The 24368-nt window shown below is 43.0% G+C and carries 19 protein-coding genes; 5 read left to right on the top strand and 14 right to left on the bottom strand.

Features of this window, described 5'->3' with window-relative positions; translation table 11 throughout:
- Positions 1-7: 7 nt before the first annotated feature.
- Both B6N13_RS08355 and B6N13_RS08350 read left to right on the top strand, forming a co-directional pair.
- The gene (locus B6N13_RS08355) at positions 8-1201 is read left to right on the top strand and encodes an efflux RND transporter periplasmic adaptor subunit (protein ID WP_012068714.1); all 1194 of its coding nucleotides are present in this window, start codon (positions 8-10) and stop codon (positions 1199-1201) included.
- A 3-nt stretch (positions 1202-1204) separates the two neighbouring features.
- The gene (locus B6N13_RS08350) at positions 1205-4333 is read left to right on the top strand and encodes an efflux RND transporter permease subunit (protein ID WP_169459058.1); all 3129 of its coding nucleotides are present in this window, start codon (positions 1205-1207) and stop codon (positions 4331-4333) included.
- 92 nt (positions 4334-4425) lie between these two features.
- On the opposite strand, the gene phnE (B6N13_RS08345) is transcribed toward B6N13_RS08350, so the two are convergent.
- The 6 genes from phnE (B6N13_RS08345) to B6N13_RS08320 all read right to left on the bottom strand — a co-directional run bounded on the left by phnE (B6N13_RS08345) (position 4426) and on the right by B6N13_RS08320 (position 11441).
- Positions 4426-5223 carry a phosphonate ABC transporter, permease protein PhnE gene (phnE, locus tag B6N13_RS08345; protein ID WP_169459057.1) on the bottom strand — a complete coding sequence of 266 codons (798 nt, stop codon included), beginning with the start codon at positions 5221-5223 and terminating at the stop codon, positions 4426-4428.
- A gap of 22 nt (positions 5224-5245) precedes the next feature.
- The gene (gene phnE, locus B6N13_RS08340; protein ID WP_169459056.1) at positions 5246-6040 is read right to left on the bottom strand and encodes a phosphonate ABC transporter, permease protein PhnE; all 795 of its coding nucleotides are present in this window, start codon (positions 6038-6040) and stop codon (positions 5246-5248) included.
- Positions 6028-6813 (bottom strand): phosphonate ABC transporter ATP-binding protein, encoded by a 786-nt coding sequence (gene phnC / locus B6N13_RS08335; protein ID WP_169459055.1) that lies wholly within the window; start codon positions 6811-6813, stop codon positions 6028-6030. Before phnC ends, phnE (B6N13_RS08340) begins: the two co-directional genes overlap by 13 nt.
- Before the next feature lie 105 nt (positions 6814-6918).
- Positions 6919-7962: a phosphate/phosphite/phosphonate ABC transporter substrate-binding protein gene (gene phnD / locus B6N13_RS08330; protein ID WP_012068719.1), complete on the bottom strand. Its 1044-nt coding sequence runs from the start codon at positions 7960-7962 to the stop codon at positions 6919-6921.
- A gap of 218 nt (positions 7963-8180) precedes the next feature.
- Positions 8181-9548: a sigma-54 dependent transcriptional regulator gene (locus B6N13_RS08325; RefSeq protein WP_169459054.1), complete on the bottom strand. Its 1368-nt coding sequence runs from the start codon at positions 9546-9548 to the stop codon at positions 8181-8183.
- Positions 9549-11441, bottom strand: a complete 1893-nt coding sequence (locus B6N13_RS08320; protein ID WP_169459053.1) for an ATP-binding protein — start codon at positions 11439-11441, stop codon at positions 9549-9551.
- A gap of 249 nt (positions 11442-11690) precedes the next feature.
- Between B6N13_RS08320 and B6N13_RS08315 the strand changes: the two genes are divergently transcribed.
- Positions 11691-12266 carry a nitroreductase gene (locus B6N13_RS08315; RefSeq protein ID WP_169459052.1) on the top strand — a complete coding sequence of 192 codons (576 nt, stop codon included), beginning with the start codon at positions 11691-11693 and terminating at the stop codon, positions 12264-12266.
- Positions 12244-12954, top strand: coding sequence for a 4'-phosphopantetheinyl transferase superfamily protein (locus B6N13_RS08310; protein ID WP_169459051.1), 711 nt, complete (start codon positions 12244-12246; stop codon positions 12952-12954). The genes B6N13_RS08315 and B6N13_RS08310 overlap by 23 nt, the downstream gene beginning before the upstream one ends.
- 112 nt (positions 12955-13066) lie before the next feature.
- On the opposite strand, the gene B6N13_RS08305 is transcribed toward B6N13_RS08310, so the two are convergent.
- The 5 genes from B6N13_RS08305 to B6N13_RS08285 all read right to left on the bottom strand — a co-directional run bounded on the left by B6N13_RS08305 (position 13067) and on the right by B6N13_RS08285 (position 20701).
- Positions 13067-15295: a TonB-dependent siderophore receptor gene (locus B6N13_RS08305; RefSeq protein WP_169459050.1), complete on the bottom strand. Its 2229-nt coding sequence runs from the start codon at positions 15293-15295 to the stop codon at positions 13067-13069.
- 36 nt (positions 15296-15331) lie between these two features.
- Positions 15332-16987: a multidrug ABC transporter permease/ATP-binding protein gene (locus B6N13_RS08300; RefSeq protein WP_169459049.1), complete on the bottom strand. Its 1656-nt coding sequence runs from the start codon at positions 16985-16987 to the stop codon at positions 15332-15334.
- 86 nt (positions 16988-17073) lie between these two features.
- Positions 17074-19050: a Fe(3+)-hydroxamate ABC transporter permease FhuB gene (gene fhuB / locus B6N13_RS08295; RefSeq protein WP_169459048.1), complete on the bottom strand. Its 1977-nt coding sequence runs from the start codon at positions 19048-19050 to the stop codon at positions 17074-17076.
- Positions 19050-19922: an iron-siderophore ABC transporter substrate-binding protein gene (locus tag B6N13_RS08290; protein WP_248280270.1), complete on the bottom strand. Its 873-nt coding sequence runs from the start codon at positions 19920-19922 to the stop codon at positions 19050-19052. The genes fhuB and B6N13_RS08290 overlap by 1 nt, the downstream gene beginning before the upstream one ends.
- 14 nt (positions 19923-19936) lie before the next feature.
- Entirely contained in the window at positions 19937-20701 is a 765-nt protein-coding gene (locus tag B6N13_RS08285; protein ID WP_012068728.1) for an ATP-binding cassette domain-containing protein, read from the bottom strand.
- A gap of 853 nt (positions 20702-21554) precedes the next feature.
- On the opposite strand from B6N13_RS08285, the gene B6N13_RS08275 reads away from it, so the two are divergent.
- Positions 21555-21749 carry a DNA-binding protein gene (locus tag B6N13_RS08275; RefSeq protein ID WP_000127614.1) on the top strand — a complete coding sequence of 65 codons (195 nt, stop codon included), beginning with the start codon at positions 21555-21557 and terminating at the stop codon, positions 21747-21749.
- A gap of 16 nt (positions 21750-21765) precedes the next feature.
- Here the strand turns inward: B6N13_RS08275 and B6N13_RS08270 are convergent, their stop codons facing one another.
- From B6N13_RS08270 to B6N13_RS08260, 3 genes are all read right to left on the bottom strand, one after another.
- A complete protein-coding gene (locus B6N13_RS08270) occupies positions 21766-23007 on the bottom strand; it encodes an integrase family protein (protein WP_008305558.1) in 1242 nt (413 codons plus the stop codon).
- A gap of 1 nt (position 23008) precedes the next feature.
- Complete coding sequence (locus tag B6N13_RS08265; protein WP_169459043.1) at positions 23009-23155, bottom strand: hypothetical protein; 147 nt, start codon at positions 23153-23155, stop codon at positions 23009-23011.
- Between the two features lie 125 nt (positions 23156-23280).
- The gene (locus tag B6N13_RS08260; RefSeq protein WP_011788451.1) at positions 23281-24255 is read right to left on the bottom strand and encodes a ParM/StbA family protein; all 975 of its coding nucleotides are present in this window, start codon (positions 24253-24255) and stop codon (positions 23281-23283) included.
- Between the last annotated feature and the right edge of the window lie 113 nt (positions 24256-24368).

The following is a 24368-nucleotide window of genomic DNA, read 5'->3' as shown; positions in this document are numbered from 1 at the left end:
CTCCTCAATGTTGTCTAAATTTAAATATGCTTCAAGTATGTTACTTGTTTTGTTGCTGGTTGGCTGTCAGGAGGAGGCCCCTAAGTCAGCGGTTGCACCATCAGCCCCTCCTAAAGTGCAAGTGGGCGTTGTAATTATTGAGCCTCAAAAAACAGACTTGATGACTGAGCTGCCAGGTCGAACTACTTCTAGTTTGGTCGCTGAAATTCGTCCTCAAGTTGGCGGAATAGTTAAGAAGCGCTTTTTTGAGGAGGGTCAGGATGTAAAAACTGGCGATTTACTTTATGAATTGGATGATTCAACTTATGTTTCTTCTTATAAACAAGCGCAAGCTGATTTAGAGTCTGCGAATGCTAGCCTTAAGTCTGCGCAACTGAAAAATGAACGTTACACTCAATTGCGTAAACAGAATAACGTTTCTCAGCAAGATCTTGATGACGCGCATGTTGCTTATTTAGAAGCAATTGCTAAGCAAAAAGGTTCTGAAGCTGCGTTGGAAAACACCAAAATTAATCTAGGTTATACCAAGATTAAATCACCGATAGATGGTCGAATTGGTATTTCTCAAGTTACGGTGGGGGCATTGGTGACAGGTAGTCAAGCAACAGTGATGACAACAGTTCGCTCTTTAGATCCTATCTTTGTCGATTTAGCACAAACCAGTTTAGATCAGCTTAAGCAACGAAATTTCTTATCTCAAGATGATGTTGTAAAAGGTTCTAATAAAGTGTCTTTGATACTTGAGGACGGCACTAAATACCAATATGAAGGTAACTTAAAAGCGCGAGAAGTTAGTGTTAATGAATCTACTGGCAGTGTGACTTTACGCGCAGAATTTCCGAATCCAGATAATCTTTTGCTACCAGGTATGTTTGTACGTGGTTTGATTCATGAGTTAACTCATAATGCGGCTCTTTTAGTACCACAGCAGGGTGTTTCTCGCGACGTGAAAGGTAATCCTATCGCTTTAGTTGTTAATCAAAATAATGTAATTGAAAGCCGCATTTTAACAGTTGAACGTGCTATTGGTAATCAGTGGTTGGTGCTTTCAGGTGTTAAAGCTGGTGAAAAAGTGATTGTTGAAGGTTCCTTGAAAGTGAAAGCGGGGGCTGAGGTGGTGCCAGTTGAGATGACAAGAGACCCTGAAAGCGGCGCTATTGTTGCAAAGAATGCTAATGCATCTTCGGCTCAAGGGAATTAATTTATGCTAGCTCATTTTTTTATAAATCGTCCGGTTTTTGCGTGGGTGATTTCTATCGCCATCATGCTAGCTGGTTTGGCATCGATATTGAATTTGCCAATATCCCAATACCCTAATGTGGCGCCGCCTACTATCAGTATTTCTGCTACGTATTCTGGTGCTTCTGCTGAAACGGTTGAGAACAGCGTTACGCAAATATTAGAGCAACAACTGACTGGTTTAGACGGCTTGTTGTATTTCTCATCATCAAGTAGTTCAAGTGGTCGTACCAGCATCAATGTAACCTTCGAACAGGGTACGGATGCTGATATTGCGCAAGTGCAGGTTCAAAATAAGATTCAACAAATTACCTCTAATTTACCTGAATCAGTACAGAGAAATGGCGTGACTGTTAGAAAGTCGAATTCTGATTTCTTAATGGTTGCGGCTATTTATGATGAAACGGATACGGATACTGCAAACGATATTTCCGACTTTCTCGTTTCTAGTGTGCAAGACCCTGTTTCTCGCGTTGATGGGGTAGGTAGTATTCAGGTGTTTGGCGCAGAGTACGCTATGCGTATATGGTTAGATCCATTGAAGCTTGCGTCATATAAATTAATGCCTTCTAACGTATCTTCTGCTATCAATGCTCAAAATACCCAAGTGGCAGCTGGTAGCTTAGGTGCTTACCCAATAATAAAGGGTCAAGAGTTGAATGTGACGGTAACTGCTCAGTCTAAATTACAGACAGCAGAGCAGTTTAGAGACATTATCTTGGCATACGATGACAGCGGCGCGACGGTTCGTTTGAGCGATGTGGCGAAGGTTGAGTTGGGTAGTGAGTCTTACGGGTACATTCCACGTTTGAATGGTCACCCAGCCTCAGGCATGGCTGTTATGCTAGCTCCTGGAGCTAATGCGCTATCAACATCTGAAGCCGTTAAGAAAGTATTGAATGGACTATCTTCAACCCTACCTGATGGCTATAAACTCTCCTTTCCTGTAGATAATACCGCTTTTATACGCATATCAATTGAAGAGGTAGTGAAAACCCTTTTTGAAGCCATCGTCTTGGTTGTTATCGTCATGTTCATCTTTTTGCAGAATTGGCGCGCAACGTTAATTCCTGCGATTGCTGTTCCTGTTGTGCTTTTAGGTACGTTTGGTGTATTGGAGATATTTGGTTTCTCGATAAATACCTTAACCATGTTTGGTGTTGTGTTGTCCATTGGTCTGCTAGTTGATGATGCCATCGTAGTGGTGGAAAACGTAGAGCGGGTTATGGAAGAAGATAAGTTGTCTCCAAAAGAGGCAACAATCAAATCCATGAAAGAAATTACCAGCGCCTTAGTGGGTATTGCGGTTGTTTTGTCAGCGGTGTTTTTACCAATGGCTTTCTTCAGTGGTTCAACAGGTGTTATTTACCGTCAATTTTCTATTACCATCGTAGCGTCTATGACTTTGTCTGTAATCGTTGCATTGACATTAACGCCAGCGCTTTGTGCGACTCTGCTAAAAGCGAATCATGGTGGTAATAATAAAGGCTTGGGTGGTTGGTTTAATCGTAATTTCGATCGCGCTACGGATAAATATTTTGGTAGTGTTAGTAGCATTATTAAGAAACCGGTTCGTTGGATGCTAGGCTATGGTGTTATTGTTGCTGGTCTAGCTGGTTTGATGGTGACATTGCCGTCAGGATTCTTGCCAACAGAAGACCAAGGCCGAGTGATGGTTATGGTGTCTCTGCCTGAAGGTGCTGCTATGTCACGCACAGATAAGGTAATGCGTGACGTAGAAAGTTACTTCATGAATCAAGAAAAAGATAATGTTGAAGATATTTTTACCATTTCAGGTTTTAACTTCATGGGTAGCGGGCAAAATGCTGGTATGGCGTTTGTTGCCTTAAAAGACTGGAGTAAGCGTGTTGGTCCTGCTAATAGTGCGAGTGCGATTGTTGGTCGTTCATATGGTGCTTTTGCGGGAATTCGTGATGCAAGAATTTTTTCTTTGATACCGCCATCTATTCAAGGTCTGGGTCAGAGTAATGGCTTTACTTTCCAGCTTCAAGCATCAGGGAATACAGATCGTGCAACGTTACTCGAAATGCGTAATGCCTTGCTGCAAAATGCCAATACAAGTCAGTTGCTAACTGGGGTTCGTTTAGGCTCGGATTCAGAAGCTCCACAATTACATATCGATATAGACCAAGAAAAAGCATCAGCTTTGGGCTTGTCTATGTCAGATATCAGCTCGACTTTGAGCAGTGCTTGGGCAGGATCTTATATTAATGACTTCATCGACCGTGGCCGCGTTAAAACGGTTTATATGCAAGGCGAAGCTCAATATCGCTCTTCTCCTGAAGATCTACAACATTGGTATGTGCGCGGTAATGATAATACGATGACGCCATTTTCTGCTTTTGCTAAGAGTGAATGGACGTATGGACCGAAAAGCTTAACTCGTTTTAATGGCTTGGCTTCTTATGAGATTCAGGGTTCTGGTGCCCCAGGTGTAAGTTCTGGGGCTGCCATGGATGAATTACAAAATATAGCTGATGCTTTGCCAGGCGGTGTTACTGGCTCTTGGAGTGGTTTGTCGTATCAAGAACGCCTATCAAGTGGTCAAACACAGATCCTTTATGCAATTTCTATTTTGGTGGTGTTCTTATGTTTGGCTGCCTTATATGAAAGCTGGACAGTGCCATTTTCTGTTATCTTGGTTATTCCTCTTGGGGTAATTGGTTCGGCGGCGGCGGCGCATTTACGCGGTCTAGAAAACGACGTTTACTTCCAAGTTGCCTTATTGACAACCATTGGTCTTTCGTCGAAAAATGCTATCTTGATTGTTGAGTTTGCTGAGGCTGCTTATCGCCGAGGTTTGAATGTCTGGGATGCTGCAGCTCAAGCTGCACGTCTGCGTTTACGACCTATCATCATGACGTCTATGGCGTTCATGGTGGGTACGTTACCATTGGCACTTTCTTCCGGTGCTGGTGCGAACAGCCGAATCTCGATTGGTTCTGGTATCGTGGGCGGTACATTAACCGCTACGGTATTGGCGGTTTTCTTCGTACCTTTATTCTTTGTAGTCGTCCGTCGTATTTTCCCAAAACGTCCTGAGGCTTTATCTAGTAACGAAAACACTGAGTGATTCGTAAAAGGGGATGAATGAAAAAGGAGCCAATTTCGGCTCCTTTTTTATGATGAAATACTTAGATTAAATAATGATACTAGATAGTGAGTTTAGATTAAGCGTTTACGAATATTTATTACGACTATTTCAGCCAAAATAACGATGATAAAAATAGCTAATAGGGACATAGCAACCCGATCCCATTGGAATAGATTCATCGAATCATCAAGCACTACGCCGATACCGCCAGCTCCTACCAAACCTAGCACAGCAGATTCTCGGACATTAATGTCCCAACGAAACAATACGATACTAAAGAAAGCAGGTAGTACCTGAGGCCAATAGCCTTTCAGCAAAATAGACATCCAAGACGCGCCAGTGGCTTTAAGTGCTTCAATAGACCCCATATTTACTTCTTCGATTGCCTCGCCAAGTAGTTTGCCGACAAAGCCGATAGAGCGGAAGGCAATTGCTAAGACACCAGCGATCACGCCTGGGCCAAAGATAGAGACAAAAAGTAATGCCCAAACCAGTGAGTTTACCGAGCGAGAAGACACTAGGAAAAATCGAGATATCCAATGACACCAAACCGAATTAACAATGTTGCTGGCATTCATTAAAGCTAAAGGAATCGCAAAAATTAATGTAATGAGCGTACCTAACGTAGCGATATTTAGTGTTTCAATCATAGCGTCGTGTACTGCAATCGGATAGTACGCGAAATCAATGGGCCACATACGGGAGAACATGTCTGCCATTTGTTCTGGTGCATCCAGTAAGAACTCAGGGATGACTTCGACGGATTGAATGGATTGTACAAACGCTATAACGAGAACAAGATAAACAGCATAACGAGATAGCTTTTGTTTTAGCGTAAAACGCTGCCAGTGATGGTCTATTGTGTTCATAAAAATAGGCTCCTAGGTCAAACTAGCGAAAAATGCTTCGAACGATGTTTGATAGAAACTCACCAAACATGATTAGAGCGATAATGATGATTAGGATGGCCGCGACAAAATCGTAATCAAAGCGCTGGAACGCAGAGAATAATGTACCGCCTAAACCGCCCGCGCCGACAATCCCCACCATGGTGGAGTTACGCAAGTTAGAGTCGAGCTGATATGTGGAGAAGCCAATAAAGCGAGAAAACACCTGTGGCATAACGGAAAATAAAATGATGCTAGTAAAGCCAGCGCCAGTGGCGCGGATTGCTTCGACTTGCTTAAGAGAAATTTCTTCTATGGCTTCAGCAAAGAGTTTGGCGATAAAGCCAACCGATGCGACAACCAGAGTTAAAATCCCTGCCAAAGCGCCAAATCCCACACTCTTAACAAACAAGATCGCAATGATCACAGGATGAAAAGTACGGCAAAGTGCGATAAGTGTTCTCACTGGTGTACTGATCCAGCTTGGCATCATATTACGAGCAGCAAATAACCCTAGAAACAATGAAATAAAAATTCCGCAAATACTTGAAATAACTGCAATTTCAAGGCTTTCAATCAGTCCGCTCATTAGCAAAGACCAGCGACTAAAGTTAGGCGGAACCATGCGACCTAGTAGGTTACTGGCGTGGCCTAAGCCTTCGTTAAAACGTTCCCAACTTAGACCCATCGCATTAAAAGAATAAACCACATAACAGATGACTAGCAGCCAAATTGCAGTAACAAACCAGTTCTGCTTGAATGGATTTTCTCTATTTTGTGAAGAATTTATACCAGCCATGATTCACCTCCATAAATTTGTTTTAGGTGCTCGTCGGTAATGCCTTCTGGTGGGCCGTCGTAAACCACAACGCCATTGCTCATGCCGATCATACGTTTAGCAAAACGACTGGCCAGTTTTACGTCATGAATATTGACCAAGGCTGGAATGTTCTTTTCTGCAGAGAAGCGTTCAAGTAGCTCCATGATTTCCACCGCGGTTTTTGGGTCGAGAGAAGAGGTTGGTTCGTCAGCCAATAGAATGCGTGGGTTTTGCATTACAGCTCTAGCGATGCCCACACGCTGGCGTTGGCCACCAGAAAGGCTATCGGCGCGTTTTTTTGCATGTTCGGTTAAGCCCACAGCGTCTAATAATTCAAATGCAGTATTAATGTCTTCTTGGCTGAACTTTCTGCGCCAAGCTTGCCATGCAGACATGTAACCTAGACGGCCTGTTAAGACGTTTTCAATAACGGTTAAGCGTTCAACAAGGTTGTATTCTTGGAACACCATGCCAACTTGTCGGCGTAGCTTGCGCAGTTGAGCTCCTTTGGCTAAGCAAAGGTCAGCATCATCAAATAAAATTTGCCCATCTGTAGGATCAATTAAGCGGTTAATACAACGCAGTAGGGTACTTTTACCTGTCCCTGAGGGTCCTATAATGGCGACGATGCCGGGCTCTGTGATGTTAATATCTATCCCTTTTAAAATGGGATTTCCTGCTGTGTATTCTTTTTTTAAATTTCGAATTTCTAGAAAGTTTGAATGCTCTGCTGTGTTTTGAGTGACAGACATGATGATTTCCTACAGGCGAAGAGGTCCAACAACCTGATGGCTCAGGCTGTTGGTATTTTTAAAAATAAGTCTTTTTAAACGAATTAGACGATTAGAAATAACTGCTTATTGGCTTTTACTAGCAGCTTCTTTTTTACGCTTGTCTGCAGCGGCTTTAGCAGCGTCAGCTTCCGCTAGCTGTTTAAGTCCAGCTTTGGTGTAAGCGGTACCTGATGAGTGGGCGATATCGCGAATAACTTGCCAATCTTCTTTATATGTCACTGGGAAGAAACGATCAGCACCACCGAAAGTTTTTTGCATTTCTGGTGGGAAACGGAAAGTGAAAAAGGCTTTTTTGATTTTCTCAACTAGCTCTGGATTGAGGTCATAAGCGTAGCCAAAGGACGAGGTTGGGAAGCGAGGGCTAGTATAGATGATACGGAAATCATCTTTGCTCACGCGTTTCGCATCAACCATGCGTTTGAAAACATCTGAGGCAACTGGTGCTGCATCATAGTCACCAGATAGAACCCCCATGACCGATTGATCGTGCTTACCTGAGTATTTTACTTCATAGTCTTTATCAGGCGTTAAACCCAATGCCGGAAAAATAGCGCGAGGTGCTAAGTTGCCTGAGTTTGATGACGCAGATGTATGAGCAACTACTTTGCCTTTTAAGTCTGCCATTTTAGTAATGCTGCTGTCTTTGCGAACTATGGTAATTAGGTTGTAACCTTGAAATTCTTCTTCTGTACCCTTTACGGCGATTGGAACTAAACCGCCTAGGTTAACAGCATAGCCCGTTGGGCCAGTAGAGAAGCCAGCAATGTGCAATCGACCAGAACGCAATGCTTCGACTTCTGCCGCATTTGAGTGGACTGTGTAATACACCACTTTTTTGCCAGTCACTTCACTGAGGTATTTTTGGAAATCACTGAATGCGTCTTTATAAACCGCAGGGTCTTCTACCGGTGTGTAAGTGAAGACTAGAGTGCTTGGGTCGCGCCATTGGCTTGGGTCTTTTGGTAGGTCGGCAACAAGGTCGTAGTTTTCGTCACAGAACTTATCGTCCAGAACGCCACGATAGCTGCAATCATCGGCTAGAGCGGCGCTTGCACCGAATAGCAATGAACTTGAGAGCACTAAACCCGTTAATAATTTAATAGGCATTATTATTTTCCTCGTGATGTATTTTTATTGTTATCACCGGTCGGGAGGTTCCGTTGTCGGAGATGGTTCAATCCTACATAGGAGAAGGATTGACTCATCTAGAGCAAGGCTGATGCCAATGTTAATAAATCCTTTAAAAACAAATGCTTAATATTACTCTTTATAAAATGGCCATATTTTTTGGGACGATTTAGTCTCATGTTAAACTAGGTAATGGGTCATTCTTGTCCTTCGTCTTCTGGTGTTTTAAATTGCTCTTTGTCTAGATGGTGCTTTTTCATCTTCCGATACAGCGTCTTGCGCGACATATCAAGTAGCTCTGCAGCTTCATTTAATAGGCCATTTGTGGCTCTTAGTCCTTCTTCAATGATGTGACGTTCGAATTGATCCATGCGCTCTTCATAGCTGCCATTTATGTCGTCTTCGCGCTTAATCGACGCGAGGGAATTTTCGCTAATGCCAAGTACAAATCGATCCGCTGAATTTTTTAGCTCTCGAACGTTGCCTGGCCATTGATGCTGGATCAAATAATCTAAATATGAAGGCGTGATGCTGGGTAATTCTCTAGAAAAATGCTCAGCGGCTTTTCGTGCATAATGATGGAATAGTGGCAGAATATCTTCTGGTCGATCTCTAAGTGGGGGAATGGTCAGGCTGGCAACGTTGAGCCGATAGAATAAGTCTTTACGGAATTTTCCTTCATCACCTAGTTGTGCAAGGTTGTCTTTACTGGCGGCAATAACTGTGAGCTCGACGGGAATTGGCATGGTGCTGCCAACTCGTTCAATGGTTCTGTCTTGTAGCACGCGCAATAGTTTTATTTGTACCGGCAGTGGCATGGTTTCTATTTCATCTAAAAATAGCGTGCCGCCATTGGCCGCTTCAATCTTGCCAATATGACGTTTATTGGCGCCAGTAAAGGAGCCTGCTTCATGGCCAAAAAGTTCACTTTCAATCAAGCTTTCGCTAATGCCGCCACAGTTAATTGCAATGAATCGGCCTTTATTGCGTAGGCTGAATTGATGCAAAGCTCTGGCAACCACGTCTTTGCCACTGCCTGTTTCGCCATAAATAATGGTGTCGACGTTAGCTTGTGCCAAAGAGGAGATGTGTTGGCGTATATTCTTTATGGCAGCCGATTCGCCAATTATAAAGGCTTCTAAGCCTGTTTGTTGGGCTAGGTTTTGCTTTAGTTTTCGGTTTTCTAGAACCAGTTGTCTTTTTTCAGCGGCGCGTTGTAACTGATTAATCAGTTGAGCAGGTTGTAAGGGTTTTTCTAGGAAGTCGTATGCGCCTTCTTTCATCGCTTCGATAGCCATAGGAATATCGCCATGGCCGCTCATTAAGATGACAGGCAATTCATTGTCTAATTGTTGCAGGCGAGCCAGTAAATTCATTCCATCCATTTTGGGCATTCTGACATCGCTAAGTATCACCGCCGCACTATTTTTATCGAGTAAAGCAATGGCTTTGTCTGCTCTGCTATGACTTTCTATTTGAAAACCTTCGAGTTCAAGCATTTCGGTCAATGCTTCAATGATGGTTTGATCATCGTCGATAATGATTATTTTTATTGTATTAAGCATTTATTTTTCTGCCTTTTTTAATTCTAAGGTAAAGCGGCTGCCTGCTTCTGGTGTTGATGACACTCTAATTTGGCCGCCAAAATCTTGAACTATGTTGTAGCTTATTGATAAGCCTAGACCGAGGCCTTGACCAACTTCTTTTTGAGTAAAAAACGGATCGAAAATTTGTTCTAATTGACCTTCCTCAATACCTATTCCAGTGTCATGTACGTCAATCATTATCTTGTCGTCTTGTTCATAAACCCTGATTGATAGCTGTTTCACCGACGCACTTGATAAGGCATCAACAGCGTTGCTAATTAAGTTCACCATGACTTGTTCTAGGCGAATTGGTTCGGCGAGTACATAAAATGACGCTGAGCTTGCTTTATAATTAAGTGTGCAATGTTGGTCGGTAATCTGGCTGGACATTAGCTCGATAGCATCTTGGATGACGGCATCTAGACAAACAGGTGTAAGTTCCGTGCCGGCAACGCGAGCGAAGGCTTTAAGGTGCTTGGTAATTCGCGCTATTTTTGTGAGTAACAGGCCAATTTTATCTAAGCTATTTTGAGCCTTGTCCACTTGGCCTTTTTCCATATGTCGCCCAGCCGTATGCAAATGGCTGGCGATAGCGGTCAAAGGTTGGTTTATTTCATGGGTGATTCCCACGCCAAGTTGACCTAATGCAGCGAGTTTTCCTGCTTGGACTAATTCATTTTGTGCGGCTTTTAGTTGCGCTTCGGCAGCGACTCTTTCTTCTATTTCAGCGGCGAGAGCTTGATTGGTTTTCTCTACTTCTATCGCCGTTTGTTGGAAGTATTGTAAGTCTCTGGCCATGCTAGAGACTTCATCATGACCAACAATGCGTATTTTGGTATCCAATTGAGAGCTAGCAATGGCACGCATGTTTTTTTGCAGTTCAATGATGCGTTGTAATACATTGCGACGTACGTAAAACCAAGAAATAGCACAAGCGACGCTTAAGCTTATAAGAGACAGCAATAGAATGTTACGAATACTATTATTGATGGATTTGATGGCACCTTCGAGAGAGCTGCGAATACTGGTATTGGTATAATTCGTATATTGATTGATTTGTGCCGCTAACTGTTGAATGTGCTGCTGGCTGTTTTCTAACAGAAAACTTTGTTGGTAGAGCAAGTCCAGCTCTTCGTTTTTGAGTTGAAATAGCTCGCCTTGCCGAGAGCTCATGGTGAGTAAATCGAGCAAGGATTGACGTAATGGCAGTGGCACCTGTGGCAATAAGGTGAGGTATTGGGCAATCTCATAGCCTAACTTTTCAAGCCGCAAAAATGTGTAATCTAGCTCATTAAAAGAAGCATCATTACTGACTTTTTCTATTAAACCTGAGAAGTAATACAGCCGACTAATAACTTGCTCTAATTCTGCTGAGCGCTCCAATTGATCCACTTGAAAAATGAGATCCTGAAATAAAGGAAAAATTAGTAATGACTGTGCGGCCAGTTCGCGCCTTATGACCTCACGGCGTTCAACACTTTGATTTAAGAGTGTTAGGCTGTTTTGAATTTGCGTAATTAGCTCAAGAAAATAACGGTTGTAGTCCGGCAGGTTGCGCATGAGAGAATCCATATCACTGATGGCGGCACTCAGTTCATTCATGGTTTTTTCTCTAGAAATGGATGCATCACTGGTCACGAGCATAGGTGCCGTAGCAACGATTTGACGGCTTTTATCGTTTAATCGAGCCGCAGCATCTAGCCCTGGGATGTCCTGATACTTCAGTAAAAGAAGTCGATCGCTTAGCTGTAGGTATGTGTTTGTCGCCAAACCGCTAGCAACAATCGTGATAGAAGATATCAACACAAAGGCTAAAAACAGCCTGCCGCCAATACCAATATTGCGAAGCCAAAAAAGCGTAGGAATGCCCATTAATTTATATCCTATTATTTTTATAATTGAATAACCTAATGAAAGATTAATGCCAACTTTAAGGCCTTAGAATCGCTAGGTTTTGGCCTATATTGAGGACAAAAATGTCCCATCACAAGCTTTTACTATCTTTTGTTACCATCTTAAGTTTTTAGGAATCAATCTCATCTTTGCGTGTTATTATTAACGTGTTTTATGACATCTAACCTTGCATGGCTTGATATGCTTTATAGAAGGAACAAATAGAAAATGGATGCTATTGATGCATTGATGACGCGTCGTTCTTATTCACGAGGCAGTCTTTTACAACCAGCACCAAACAGAGCTGAATTAGCGCAAATTTTACAGGCTGCGATGACTGTTCCTGATCATGGTAATTTAAAACCTTGGCGATTCGTGGTGATTCAGGGACAAGGTATGAAAGATCTGGAGGGCTTGCTCCGTACTATTTACGATGGCGAAGTGGAAAATGAAGAATATTTCCAGCGTTTTATTGAAGAGATCATTAATACGCCAATGATGATTTGTGTCTATTCCGCTATAAATCAAGACACGAGTGTTTCGGTATTGGATCAACAGTTGGCAGGAGCCGCCGCCTGCGAACACATATTGCTGGCTGCTCACGCAATGGGGTTTGGTGGGATTTGGCATAGCCAAGAAACGGATGATGCTTTGCGTCAAATGTTGCAAATGGGTGAAGAAGATCAAGTGCTTGGGGTTATATCCCTAGGTACGCCAAAACGTACCTCTCTGGCTAAACGAAAATCCTTTGTGGATTATACTTTTGAATGGAATCAAGAGGATGGATTACAACCTTGGAAGTAGCGTGGTATTGACGATCGCATTTAGTAAAAAAGCTTTTCCTATAGATTGCACTCTTGATGACAGTGAAAAAAAGCGTGCCTCAATGTTTCGATTTGAACACCTACGTGAGCAATATATTTTTGCGCATGCTTTTAAACGACGGATTTTGAGTCATTACTTTCCATTTAGAAAAGCATCTGAATGGTATTTTGCCCAAACATCATCTGGTAAGCCTTATATAAAAGAAGACATTGCCTTTAATCTTAGTCACAGTTCCAGCTCCGTTGCGATTGCTCTTGTCGAATCTACTGATAAAAGTGCTGTTGGTGTGGATATTGAGTGTTTTCGGGAAATGGATGATCTTGAGTCAATGATTGAGATGGTCTGTCATCCTGACGAGAAGCAGCAACTTGATATATGTGATGATCGAAGCAAAGGTTTCTTTAAGCTTTGGACTGCGAAAGAAGCACTGCTAAAAGCCTGTGGAAGTGGTTTGATAGATGACTTGGATCGTATCAATTGCCGACAAAGTTTATTGAGTGACCAGTCTTATTCATTGCATTGGCAGGGCAAACAATATTGCCTGAAAAGCTTTTCTTTTGAGTGGGGGGTGATTGCAGTTGTGTGGTCTGCAGATCTATTGGTGTCGGATATTCGACTCGATGATTGGGCTTCTGGAGTGCCTGTATCTGAGGCTTTTTGCATTTAGTTAATTCATCAAAAAAAGGGCCTCGAACATTATTATTCGAGGCCCTTAGATTTGAACCGCTTTTAAAGTTAGAAGCGCTCTTAAAGTTAGAAGAGCCTTTCAATTAGAACGCTTACCAGTCGTAAGTCACGCTGGCCATGATGTTACGGCTGTCACCATAGTAACAGAAACCATCACCACAAGTAGCGACGTATTCTTTATCAAATAAGTTCTTTGCCACTAATTGGAACTTGTAATTATCAACTTGATAGCTTGCCATGGCATCAACAAGGGCGTAAGACGGTACTTTGTTTGTTTCAGTGTTATCCGCATAGGTCTCACCGATATAACGTACACCAGCACCGACTTTTAAACCATCGAGTATACCGTCAATAAAGCGGTAGTTACCCCATACAGAAGCTAGTTTGTTAGCGATTTGGGCCGGTGTTTTTCCTACATTAGAACTATTAGTGTCTTTGGTTATTTCGGAATCTACATAGCTCAATGTGCCGACTAAAGTGACCGCTTTGTTTAGATTGGCAACAGCTTCAAATTCAATGCCTCGATTACGTACTTCTCCTAACTGACGGAAGTTAGCTGTACCACTGGATCCGCTGCTTAGATTTTCTTTAGTGACTTGATATGCCGCGATACCAAATTGCCCATCAAAGCTTTGTGGTTTGAATTTTACACCCAGTTCGTAACTGTCTGCTTTTTCCGGTTTTGCTGGATTGTTGTTCGCATCTAGAGCAAGAATAGGGGTGAAGGATTGAGCGTAATTAACATAAGGCACCAGACCGTTATCGAGCTGATAGGAAGCGCCTAAGTTCCCTGTCCACTCGTGAAGGTCTATGTCTGTTTTGCTATTGGTCGACGTGTTGTTGGTTTCGTTACTGGTATCATCATAACGAACGCCAGCCATCACGGTGAATTTGTCTGTGATATTGGCTTTATCTTGAAGGTAGAAACCTAACTGGCGGTTTTTAGTCTTTGTAGTTTGCAGATCGGCATCAGTGAGGGGGGCGAATGTGCTGGAGTTGAGTAAAACGATATTGTTGCTGTAGCTTGGGTTGTAAATATTAAAGTTTGGGTTACCTGTAAGCCCTAGCCCAGCTATAGGATTGTTTCCATCAGCAATGATAGGGTCTGCTGCATAGTCTTTATTGTTAACGTCGATACTTTGATAATCGATACCTGCTAGCAAGGTGTGTTTTGTACTGCCTGAGTTAAATGTATAAATAAAGCGGTTATCAATATTAAATGCGTCGGAATCACCATCAGCGGTGGTGGCGGCTCTGATAATGTCGCTTCTTGATCCAGTAGGATCAAGAAGCGCGCCTACGCTGGGAGCATCGGCTGAATATCGTCCAAAATATGCTTGGCGTAGATTAATATCCATATGGCTAAAACGCGCAGACTGCTGGAAGCTTAAGCTGTCATTGAAGGCGTGTTCTAACTCGTAGCCTACAGAGGTTTGCTCACGTTGGAAGGTTTCCCAATCAGCATTTCCTAAGGCTGTATCATAGCCAATTTTACCATTTGGGTTAGATGTTAAAGTGCCTTCTATCGGTAAAAATTGCAGATAGGGATCAGAGTCGTCTTTTTGGTAGCTGGCTAGCACAGTCAATTTGGTATCATCACTTATTTTCCATGCAAAAGAAGGAGCAAGTAGTGTTCGGTTTGCTTCAACTTCATCGACCTTGGTACCATTTTCACGGGTGATTGCTACCATGCGAAAAGCTAATTTGTCATTGATGACTTTATTGACATCAAGGTTAATTTCTTTGCGGTCATTAGAACCTATGGTGCCTGTAACAGAGCCAAAATCTTCTTCAAGCTGAGCGCGTTTACTGATGACATTAATGACGCCGCCTGGTGGTGTTTGGCCATTTAGTGTTGATGCAGGGCCTCGTAATACTTCGATACGCTCTAGCATGAAAGGGTCGATTTGCCAGCTATAAAAGCTGGAAGAATATAGGCGAGTGCCGTCTTGGTATAGACCGTTGTTAGCTTGTTTAAAGCCACGAATTACAAACCAATCTTGTTTGTTGTCTTCACCATAAAAGTTGGTTTGGATGCTTGGCGTATATTGTAGTGCGTCAGAGATGCTGATCGGCGCTCGATCATCCATTTGTTCTCTAGTAACCACAGAAACGGCGCGAGGAATCTTAGTGATTTGTTCGTCTGTTTTTGTCGCTGTTTGAGCAACTTTACTGACATAGTTAAAGTTATTCGATGTTGAACTTTGTTCTGTATCACCTTCTACTACAAGTGTTCCCATCTCTTCCGCATGGGCAATGTTTGTTGATAGTGCCAAAGCAATAGCAAATGACAGCGGGGTCAGTGTAAAGCGTGGTTTCATGTCCTTTCCTTTCTTGTAGGTTGTTGGTTTACATTTCTAAGAAATGATGTGAGAAAAAATAGAGTGGTTTTGTTGCGGTTCTGAAATGTTTAGTTCATTTAGTTTGCCCATATCCATTTTGAAAACCCGATCAGCAGTATCGAAGTATTTATCATCATGAGTAATCGCGATAACGGTCACGCCACGTTCTTTTAGCCGAGGCAGTAATTTTCGGTAGAAAAATTTTCGAAATCTTGGGTCTTGGTCAGCTGCCCATTCATCAAGTAGGATGCAGCCACGCTGTTCCATCACAGCCATAAGTAATGCGAGTCGTTTGCGCTGCCCTTGGGAGTAGCGAGTGTCTGATAGATGGCCATTTTGATGTGAGACTTTATGAATCATTTCTAGGTAGGTTAACCACTCATCAATGATGTCATCGTCGATGTTGTTGCCATAGCTATCGGCAATCTGATGAAAAAGGTAGTAATCGCTAAAAACAGCAGAGAATTGCAGTCTGTATATTGGCCATTGTTCTGCTTTAACCGTTTCACTGTTGAGAATGATTTCTCCTGAATGAGGGCGGTAAAGGCCAGTTAATAAACGTGCAAAAGTAGACTTTCCACTGCCATTACCACCGACAATAAAGAGAATTTCTCCTTGTTGGACCGAGAAATCAATTGGACCAACTTGAAAGGGTTTATCTGCTGAGTGTGCCTTGTATTGATAAGTAACTTGCTTCAGGCTAAGTGTCTTGAACGGATGATGTTTTGTTTGTTGCGGAATGAACTCAGCTTTTTTATTAAGAGACAAAGATTCAAGCTTTTTGATTGAAATGTTTGCTGTGACCAAGGTGGGGAGAGAAGCTATTGCCGTCATCAAGGGGGCGCGCATAAAGAGGATAACGAGAGCAAAAGCAGAGGCAACTTCTAAACTTGCCCAGTGCAAACCTAGCGCGGCGTAATAGTTCATGCCAACAAGGGCTAAGATTAAGGTGTTTGCCATATTAGCGGCAAAGCCATTATAGGTATCTGCTTGCGTTATCTGATTTCGATAATGCTGTGCATTCGGATCAAACTCTTCTTCGAAGTAGCGCTTTGCTTTGCTTGGGTTGAGAGCAAGCTCTTTTCGACCATCAATAATCGCTTGATAATCCTTATATAACCTATCGTCATATTCACGTACTTGTCTGATATGAAAAGTGATTTTACCGACGAGGCCAAAGCCAATTAAGCCTGTAAGAGAAAGTATGATTAAGCTGATAGCAAATAGCGGAAATGATAAAAATGCAAGGTAGGTCATTGCTGCTATGGATAGCACAATACCATAAATGAGCTGAGGTAGATGGACGAACCCCACAGTGACATTACGAATATCAGTACTTAATGATGCTAGAAGACGAGCGCTACCAATATTGTCGACTTGTTCAATGTCGGTGTTAATCAATTGCTTGATGAGTTGACAACGTTTTAAGTAGACAAATTGATGTCCTAATTTATGCAGAGCAACTTGAGCCCATGTCGCTATGGTTAGTAACGCTACTAATAACAATAAGAACTGCCACATAACAGTCGATGTTAGATTGTTTGTATTTAATAGTTTGTGTTGGATAAAGGCAATGACGCCTAAGGTAAGTAATGCACTTGCAATACTAAGTAATACGACAAGAGAGAGAGCCTTTAATTGGTTATTGGCTAGCTGTCGAAGTAAATTCATAGCGCCTTCTTTAAATTAATATTTTTGATTTGTGTTATTATTCTCATTTGATTTTTACTCTACCTCTGGTTTAGAAACGACACCTTTTAGAGTCGGCGTAGTCCCCACATCAAATAGAGTCCGCCGATAATAGAAGCAACCATGCCGGTTGGAATGTCTTGGGGATAAAGAACCTGCCTTCCAAGCCAATCAGAAAAGAGCATAAGTGTGCTGCCAACTAAAATAGAAGCGATAAGGTGTTCTTTAGCTCGGCTGAAACCTAATAAACGAGCTAGGTGTGGGGCCATTAAACCGATGAAGCTGAGAGGACCGACAACTAATGTTGCGCTGACAGTTAGTCCTGAAACGAGCAGCAATAGCAGCATTCTTGAGCGAGAGACGTTCATTCCTAAAGCGCGAGCGCTGGCTTCACCCAAAGGCAAAATGTCTAGCCAGCGATGACAAATAAAAGTAATAGTGAGCAAAATGAATGTCACCGAGAATAGTGGGATGAGGGCATCTGCCGTGACGTAGTATGTCGTGCCAGCCAACCAGGCAAGTAACTGATAGCTTCTCGGGTCGCCGCCAGCTAAAACGATTGTTTGCACTGCTCCCATTAATGCTGTTATGGCAACACCAGTTAACAAGACCTTTTCTGGTTGGAAGCCAGATTTTCGATTGAGCAATATTATTAAACTAACAGCGCAGAGTGCGCCAATTAGACCACCAATATACATTCCTAGTAAGTTTGTACTTAGGCCTGAAAATAGTGCCGCAATAACACCTAGCGCAGTTCCTGAGCTTATGCCAATAACTTCAGGGCTAGCCATTGGGTTGCCGCTTAGGCGTTGAATTATGGTTCCTGCGGTTGCAAGCATGGTGCCTGCCAAAATGGCTGCCAGTAGGCGAGGGAGTCGCCAGTCTAATACAGACCAATCTTGTGTTGTAAATATCCAGCTCCAGCCATGGTTTCCAATAGATAGGCTTGAGAAAAGAAATAAGCCAATGACAAGGCTGCTAAGAACAATCCATATGGTGTATTTGCTAAGGTATCGTCCTTGCTCGCTGTGACGAGTTAGAACGGTTTCTGTGTGGGTTTGATTGCGCATTGCTAATTTGGGAAGCAACCAAAGCATGAGAGGAGCACCTAAAGCAGCAGTAGCGGCGCCTGTCGGTAACATGATAGACATAAGTCCAGGTAAGTGCTGTATTGTTAAATCTGTTAGGGTAAGTAATAGCGCGCCGATGAACATGGAAACGAGAAATTTTGGCAGCAACCTATGAATACCAATAAGGCGAGTAATGGCTGGTGCAGCCAGCCCAATGAAGCCTATTATACCAACGGTGGCAACAACCAAAGAGGTTAATAATACGGCAAGGCCTAGACAGATGACTCTAAGTTTAGCGAGCGATACGCCTAAACTTTTTGCACCAGACTCAGACAGTTGTAAGAGTGTTAAAGGTTTGACGAAAAGAAACGCAATAAGAATGAGAACAAAAATTCTAGGAGTCAAATAGAAAACATTATCCCAACCTGTTTGCACTAACGAGCCAACCCCCCAGATCATCAGCCCTGCTAATTTTTCTTGGTTCATAATAAGTAAAACTGAGCTGAAAGCGCCAAAGTAGAGGTTAAGGATCAACCCTGAAATAACCACAATAGTCGGCGAGAGTGCACGGCGCCAAGAAAGAGTAAAAACAATCCCCATGGCAATTAAGCCGCCTGCCATAGCAACTAAACTGTAGGATAGTTCAATCAACCATGGAGCGTAGAGTGTTGCCATCATTAGGCTAAAGCTAGCGCCACTTGCTACACCAAGTGTGGTTGGTGAGGCTAGAGGGTTTCTTAATACCTGTTGCATTAATAGGCCTGCTATTGCCAATGCAGCACCGCAAATTAAAGTGCTAAAGAGTCGTGGCCACCAAGTCAAATGAAGTTTGATTGAGTTGTCTGACAGCCAATTCGGTCGCAGTAAGCTTGCTAGGTTATTGGTGAATGAGTCATTGAGTGATAGCTGCCAACCCGCCAGTAATGCAACACCTATGGTGAGTATTAGGATAAAGCTAATAGGGAAAACTCGCATTATTGTTTCTCTTTATGGCTTAAAGTATTGGTGAGTAATTCAGCAAAGCGAACGGTGGAAGGGATAGCACCAAAACTCCATGCAGGTTCGACTATTAAAGCGGGTTGGCCTGATTGTTTTACTAGATATTGCCAAAAAAGATCTTGCTGTAAGTTTTCTTTAACACCAACTGGTATTGGTTTAATTATGATGATTTGGCTTTTGGTGTTCATCAGCTTGTCTAGGCCCACAAGCGAAAATCCCCAAGCATTGGTTTCTTCTTTCCACGCGGTTTCTAGGCCAATTTTATTCGCCGCAACCTTGTACATACTGTTGTCCCCAAAAACTCGGACATGGCGACTGTCCATAAATTGGATCATCAGTAATGGTGGTGTATCTTTGGTGTTTTGATCTGCTAGATTTGCGAGTTTTTTTTCTGAGGAGGTAATCAGAGTTTCCGCTTCTGCTTGCGTATTGGTCTCATTGGCAAGCCTACGAGTGAAGTCCTTAAAACCATCCCATGAGATGTTACCTTGTTTATAAAGGGTGAAGTTAGTAACAGGGGCGATATGGGAAAGCTTAGGAACAAGTGAAGTAAACATAGGTGAAATGAAAATTTTATCTGGCTTGAGTTCTGATAGCCTTTCTAGATTTGGTTGGGTTCTTAACCCCACATCAGCCGTTGAGCTTGGTATGGCAGGTTCTTTAACCCAAGTGTCGTAGCCTGATTGTTGGGCCATGGCAATTGGCTGTACGCCAAGGGCAATAAGTGTTTCCGTTTGGGTCCAGTCAATTGACATAATCTTAAGCGGTTTATCTTGTTCCGCGTGAAGAATGTTGGCGGTGCAACAAGCAAAAAATAGAGTCAAAAAAGTAAATGGCTTTGTTTTCATGAAGACTTTTTTCATTAGTAGGGCATAGCAATAGGATAGCCAGCGGGATGATCTGAAATATGCATTTTGATACCGTAGATCTTTTGTAATTGATCTTGATTGAAAATACTTTCCACAGAGCCTGAGGCAATCATTTTACCGCTATGAAGAGCCACTATGTGATCGCAAAAGCGTGCCGCCATATTGATATCATGGATAACGATAATGACTCCTAAGTGGAGTTTTTTACTGAGTTTTCTTATGAGATCGAGCATGTCTATCTGATGGGCAATATCTAAGGCAGAAAGTGGTTCATCAAGAAGTAAATATTGTGTCCGTTGAGCTAGTAACATGGCTAGCCATAAGCGTTGACGCTCGCCTCCAGATAAAGTGTCGACCAGTCTATTTCTATAGCTTTGCGTATCTGTCAGCGTCATTGCTTCGTTAATATATCGTTCATCATCTTGGTTTAATCGTCCAAGTAACCCATGCCAAGGGTAGCGACCAAAGCTGACTAAGTCTTTTCCAGAAAGGCTATCTGTAGAAGGTGTTTGTTGAGGCAGATACGCCACTTGCTGAGCGAACTTTTTTTGAGACCATGAAGTAATCCTTTTACTGTTTAATAAAATATTGCCTGCAGTGGGTTTTTGTTGCTGAGCAAGTAACTTTAAAAGGGTGGATTTGCCCGATCCATTGTGACCTACCAGGGCGTAAATTTTCCCAGGCTCAAATGTCATTGAAAAGTTTGTTAATAGTGAACGGTCACCGATACTAAATTGCAGTTCTTTAGACTCTATCATTCTTAAGGCTCTATTATCTTTAAATCGAAACTTGCATGTGCTTAAAAAAACAGCACTGGAGGATTTGCACTAGAATTTATTTGGGTGGTTATTTTATTGTTATTAGTAATGGTAATGCAAATCATTTGTAAGTGTTGGTTTTATTATGCTTTTAGTAACTGAATGTTTAAATAGTAATTAATTCCATAGGCATTGATTGTTTATAAAGCCGAGATCAGCGAAAATAGTCGCCAACGAAATCACGATTAACATAACGGGGTTGAGCGCTGGCTTTTATGTCGAGTGCTTATAGAACTCGCGTATAACCTAAAAGAACACTTTAATGGCAGACCAGAATTTTCTTAATGAAGTAAGCGATAGACGTACCTTTGCGATTATTTCTCACCCTGATGCCGCCCAGCCTTTCAACGCTTAAAACCACCTTTCATTGCACACCACTATCACATCTCTACGTACTGAATTTAAAGGCTTTTTGTCTTTTTCTCGTTTCTTTGCTTTTCAATGATGTTCAAGCGTAACCTCGGAAAGTGTGTACAAACTTGAGTACAAATCGCCATATTTACCGTTTTTAGCGAAATTCCATGACACAGCCCTAGCTGTAGGCCTTGTAGCGACTGGGTTTTGGCCAAAACTTACCTATATTTTTCCTGCTAAAAATCGAGAAATGATGGTAAGACGTTCGCGATTATCTCTAATTGTTTGCCGGTCGAATTGGTTAACGGTTGCTTTCCTGCTGTCCTAAAAGTTCATTTGTATGGACCTGATCTTCTGAACAAATCATGCATCTTTCTGACCATCAACAAGTGATTAATCAGGCGATGATAGCTTTACATTGATTTTCAGGAGAATGCAGATGACAGCAGTAGCGCACCAGGTAACCCCTTTTCTAACGTCTTACGAAGTGATGGCTCGTTACCACATTAGCTATACGACGCTCTGGCGAAGAATAAAAGATGGCAGCTTGCCGCAACCTCGTATCAACCGAAATACACGAAACAAGCTTTGGCACATTGAAGACTTGGAGGAGTATGAGAAGAAAGAGGACTGAGCCTCTTTCTTTTATTTTACTGTCCGAAACGCCAGTTGAATGGAAAGCCTGTCGGCTCGATGATGGTTTCTAGCTGTTGATACCAAACGTCGTAAGCATGACGCATTTCATCCAGGTACTGATATTGGTTGTAGATAGCATCCAACCCTTTTTTGCTGTGGCCAATCATCAACTCGGCAACTTCTTGCGTCGTGATGGCAGACATTCGCGTTCGCATCGTTCTGCGAAGATCATGCATAGACCAGTGTTCCATCTCAATACCAAGCGACCTGCGAGCCCAGATTTTCACATTGTTAGGAATAGTGGTATCAAAGCCATTTGTGGCAAGCTCTTCTTGTCCGTTCGCGGGAAACAAGTAAGTTGATTTGCTCATCTGCATCGCTAGTTCAATCAGCTCAATAGCAGGCCTTATCAATGGCCGCATGATCGGCGCTCCAATTTTCTCACCTTGTTTGCGGATCTCTATGGGCACTGTCCACATTGCAGATTGCAAGTCAAAGTGATGCTTTTCAGCTTGAATGAGTTCGCCCTTGCGACCGCCCAATAAGAGAAGCAGTTTTATGTAGATGCGATTCTTCTCAGTGATTTTTGACTCGTGCAAATAGCGCCAAAGTATCCTGATCTCGTTGTCATTTAGCACCCGAGTTCGTTTGCCTTTTTTACCGCCAACCTTTTTTGCTGTGATCCCAGCGGCAGCGTTAATTTCCAAAATTTGTTCATCAATCAGCCAGTCATAAAACTTGTGCAGCACAGACACCAGACGTTCTGTGTTTGAAGGGGACGACTCCGAAACCTCACGAAGACAGTTTCGCAAGGACAATTCATTGATGTCAGTTAATGGGTACTTGCCAAGTCGGGGCAGCAAATATATTTCACTGCTGCGTTTTTGGTAGTGCCACGTTTTCTCCTTTAGCCCTTGCTTACCGGCAGAGTCTATCCAGTCTCGAAAAATCGATTCGAAGCTTTGATTGGCAGAATACTTGGCCCGTTCCTGCTGTAGGTAGAGCTTGGGGTTTCTGCCCTGGTCGAGTACCGCCCTTAACCTATCCAGCTCATTCCTAGCTTCAGCAAGCTTCATAAGTGGGTAAGTACCAATGTCTACCCGCTGTTGCTTGCCATCGAAACGATAACGAAACTGAAAAACAATTTTGCCCTTGGGCGATACCCGAGCACTTAGCCCATCACGGTCGGCTTTTACTACGGTTTCTTTTGCTTCTTTATTTAACCTGGCATCGAGCCAGCTAACTGATAACGCCATGTTATAAGCCCAGCCCTAGTTTGGATTTTAATGATTGTTTACGTGATTCTTCTTTGGGTTCTGGCGCTGTACTCATAGAAGTAACTTCACCATCTGGTGCAATGCCATCCACCGGTACAGATATCGTGGATAGATTGGGTTGGCTCATGTGAATTAACCCAAAGGTGGCCAGCATCCGCAGACGCTCAGCGCGTTCCCGTGGCGGCGTCTTTTCTAATTCTTTGAGCAGTTCAGGGTGGCTCCCTGGGGGAATGTTGACGACAACTCTCATGATCAGGCCCCATAAAACCAGAAGCCTCGGACGTTCGCCAAAACAGACTGTTCCGGCACGATGATCTTGCTTCGTGAAAAAATCTCCTTGGCCGCTTCCTTATAAGCCAAGGCTCCACCCCCAGCGATCAATACCAAGTCCGCATTAATGCTTTCGTCGCGCATAGATTGGCGCATGGCTGTGAGAGCAATAGGCGCTACCTTTTTCGTGGCAGCATTCAGATAAGGTGAAATATCGACTTTTTCTCCAAATAGCAGGACCTGCAAGTCGCCGGTTCTCATGGCTTTTTCAAGTCGATCCATTCCGACTTTGGCACCATGATCTTCTGAAATCAGCTTATCAATCGTTTCCAGTAGCACGGACATTGCCTGAAGACTGGTTCCTGATGAGCTGTAGCGAATTTCTCCGGCCTCAAGGGCAACCCAGTCAACAGAGAAGAAGCCGGGATCTATGACGACGACGCGACCTTCTTCAATCAAGCCCAAATCACCACCTGTTTGAACCAGATCCATATAGGCACCGGCAGGCTGCGGCAGCACTTTGACATCATGAACTGTGATGCTGCGCTTAGGCGTTACTTGATGGACACCTTTTAAACGCTGCACAAGGTCAGACTTACGTTGTGGTTCATGAAACTGGGAAACCGGTAATCCAGTGACAACCAAATCGATGGACTCAGTTTCAGCCATTAACAAGGCGGCATGAAAAAGCGCCTTATAGGTTTTTGTGGTCGGATATTCCGGGTGAAGCTCTCGTTCCCAGCCTTGAAGGCGTCCAGCAGGCACACCAGCGGCCCAACGCTCATTATCGACAGATACATACAAACAAGTTTCATCATCGCCTCCACCGATACGCTCTGGCATACGATCCGCAGGACCGGCACCCGCAGGCAGAATAATGGTTTTCGGTTCACTGCCTGATTGGCCAATTGCCAGCTTCAGGTTTGAGTAACCGATATCTACGCCTAGTACAAACATACTTATCTCCTGTGCACTCAAAGTGCTCTAACGGTTTTCAATCAACCGCACTGGCCACGCTTGGGCATTTCCAAGTGCTCTGGCGGTTCACTCAAATGTCATTATCAGGATTC

It is taken from the genome of Marinomonas sp. UCMA 3892 (assembly GCF_012726345.1).
Taxonomy (GTDB): domain Bacteria; phylum Pseudomonadota; class Gammaproteobacteria; order Pseudomonadales; family Marinomonadaceae; genus Marinomonas.
The sequence above is the reverse complement of the archived record's forward strand: the minus strand, read 5'-3'. Positions and strand labels throughout refer to the sequence as shown.

What these genes read in the sequence shown, in the direction of transcription:
- B6N13_RS08355 (WP_012068714.1), top strand. Translation starts at nt 8, where the DNA reads ATGTTGTCTAAATTTAAATATGCTTCAAGTATGTTACTTGTTTTGTTG.
- B6N13_RS08350 (WP_169459058.1), top strand. Translation starts at nt 1,205, where the DNA reads ATGCTAGCTCATTTTTTTATAAATCGTCCGGTTTTTGCGTGGGTGATT.
- phnE (WP_169459057.1), bottom strand. Translation starts at nt 5,223, where the DNA reads ATGAACACAATAGACCATCACTGGCAGCGTTTTACGCTAAAACAAAAG.
- phnE (WP_169459056.1), bottom strand. Translation starts at nt 6,040, where the DNA reads ATGGCTGGTATAAATTCTTCACAAAATAGAGAAAATCCATTCAAGCAG.
- phnC (WP_169459055.1), bottom strand. Translation starts at nt 6,813, where the DNA reads ATGTCTGTCACTCAAAACACAGCAGAGCATTCAAACTTTCTAGAAATT.
- phnD (WP_012068719.1), bottom strand. Translation starts at nt 7,962, where the DNA reads ATGCCTATTAAATTATTAACGGGTTTAGTGCTCTCAAGTTCATTGCTA.
- B6N13_RS08325 (WP_169459054.1), bottom strand. Translation starts at nt 9,548, where the DNA reads ATGCTTAATACAATAAAAATAATCATTATCGACGATGATCAAACCATC.
- B6N13_RS08320 (WP_169459053.1), bottom strand. Translation starts at nt 11,441, where the DNA reads ATGGGCATTCCTACGCTTTTTTGGCTTCGCAATATTGGTATTGGCGGC.
- B6N13_RS08315 (WP_169459052.1), top strand. Translation starts at nt 11,691, where the DNA reads ATGGATGCTATTGATGCATTGATGACGCGTCGTTCTTATTCACGAGGC.
- B6N13_RS08310 (WP_169459051.1), top strand. Translation starts at nt 12,244, where the DNA reads ATGGATTACAACCTTGGAAGTAGCGTGGTATTGACGATCGCATTTAGT.
- B6N13_RS08305 (WP_169459050.1), bottom strand. Translation starts at nt 15,295, where the DNA reads ATGAAACCACGCTTTACACTGACCCCGCTGTCATTTGCTATTGCTTTG.
- B6N13_RS08300 (WP_169459049.1), bottom strand. Translation starts at nt 16,987, where the DNA reads ATGAATTTACTTCGACAGCTAGCCAATAACCAATTAAAGGCTCTCTCT.
- fhuB (WP_169459048.1), bottom strand. Translation starts at nt 19,050, where the DNA reads ATGCGAGTTTTCCCTATTAGCTTTATCCTAATACTCACCATAGGTGTT.
- B6N13_RS08290 (WP_248280270.1), bottom strand. Translation starts at nt 19,922, where the DNA reads ATGAAAACAAAGCCATTTACTTTTTTGACTCTATTTTTTGCTTGTTGC.
- B6N13_RS08285 (WP_012068728.1), bottom strand. Translation starts at nt 20,701, where the DNA reads ATGATAGAGTCTAAAGAACTGCAATTTAGTATCGGTGACCGTTCACTA.
- B6N13_RS08275 (WP_000127614.1), top strand. Translation starts at nt 21,555, where the DNA reads ATGACAGCAGTAGCGCACCAGGTAACCCCTTTTCTAACGTCTTACGAA.
- B6N13_RS08270 (WP_008305558.1), bottom strand. Translation starts at nt 23,007, where the DNA reads ATGGCGTTATCAGTTAGCTGGCTCGATGCCAGGTTAAATAAAGAAGCA.
- B6N13_RS08265 (WP_169459043.1), bottom strand. Translation starts at nt 23,155, where the DNA reads ATGAGCCAACCCAATCTATCCACGATATCTGTACCGGTGGATGGCATT.
- B6N13_RS08260 (WP_011788451.1), bottom strand. Translation starts at nt 24,255, where the DNA reads ATGTTTGTACTAGGCGTAGATATCGGTTACTCAAACCTGAAGCTGGCA.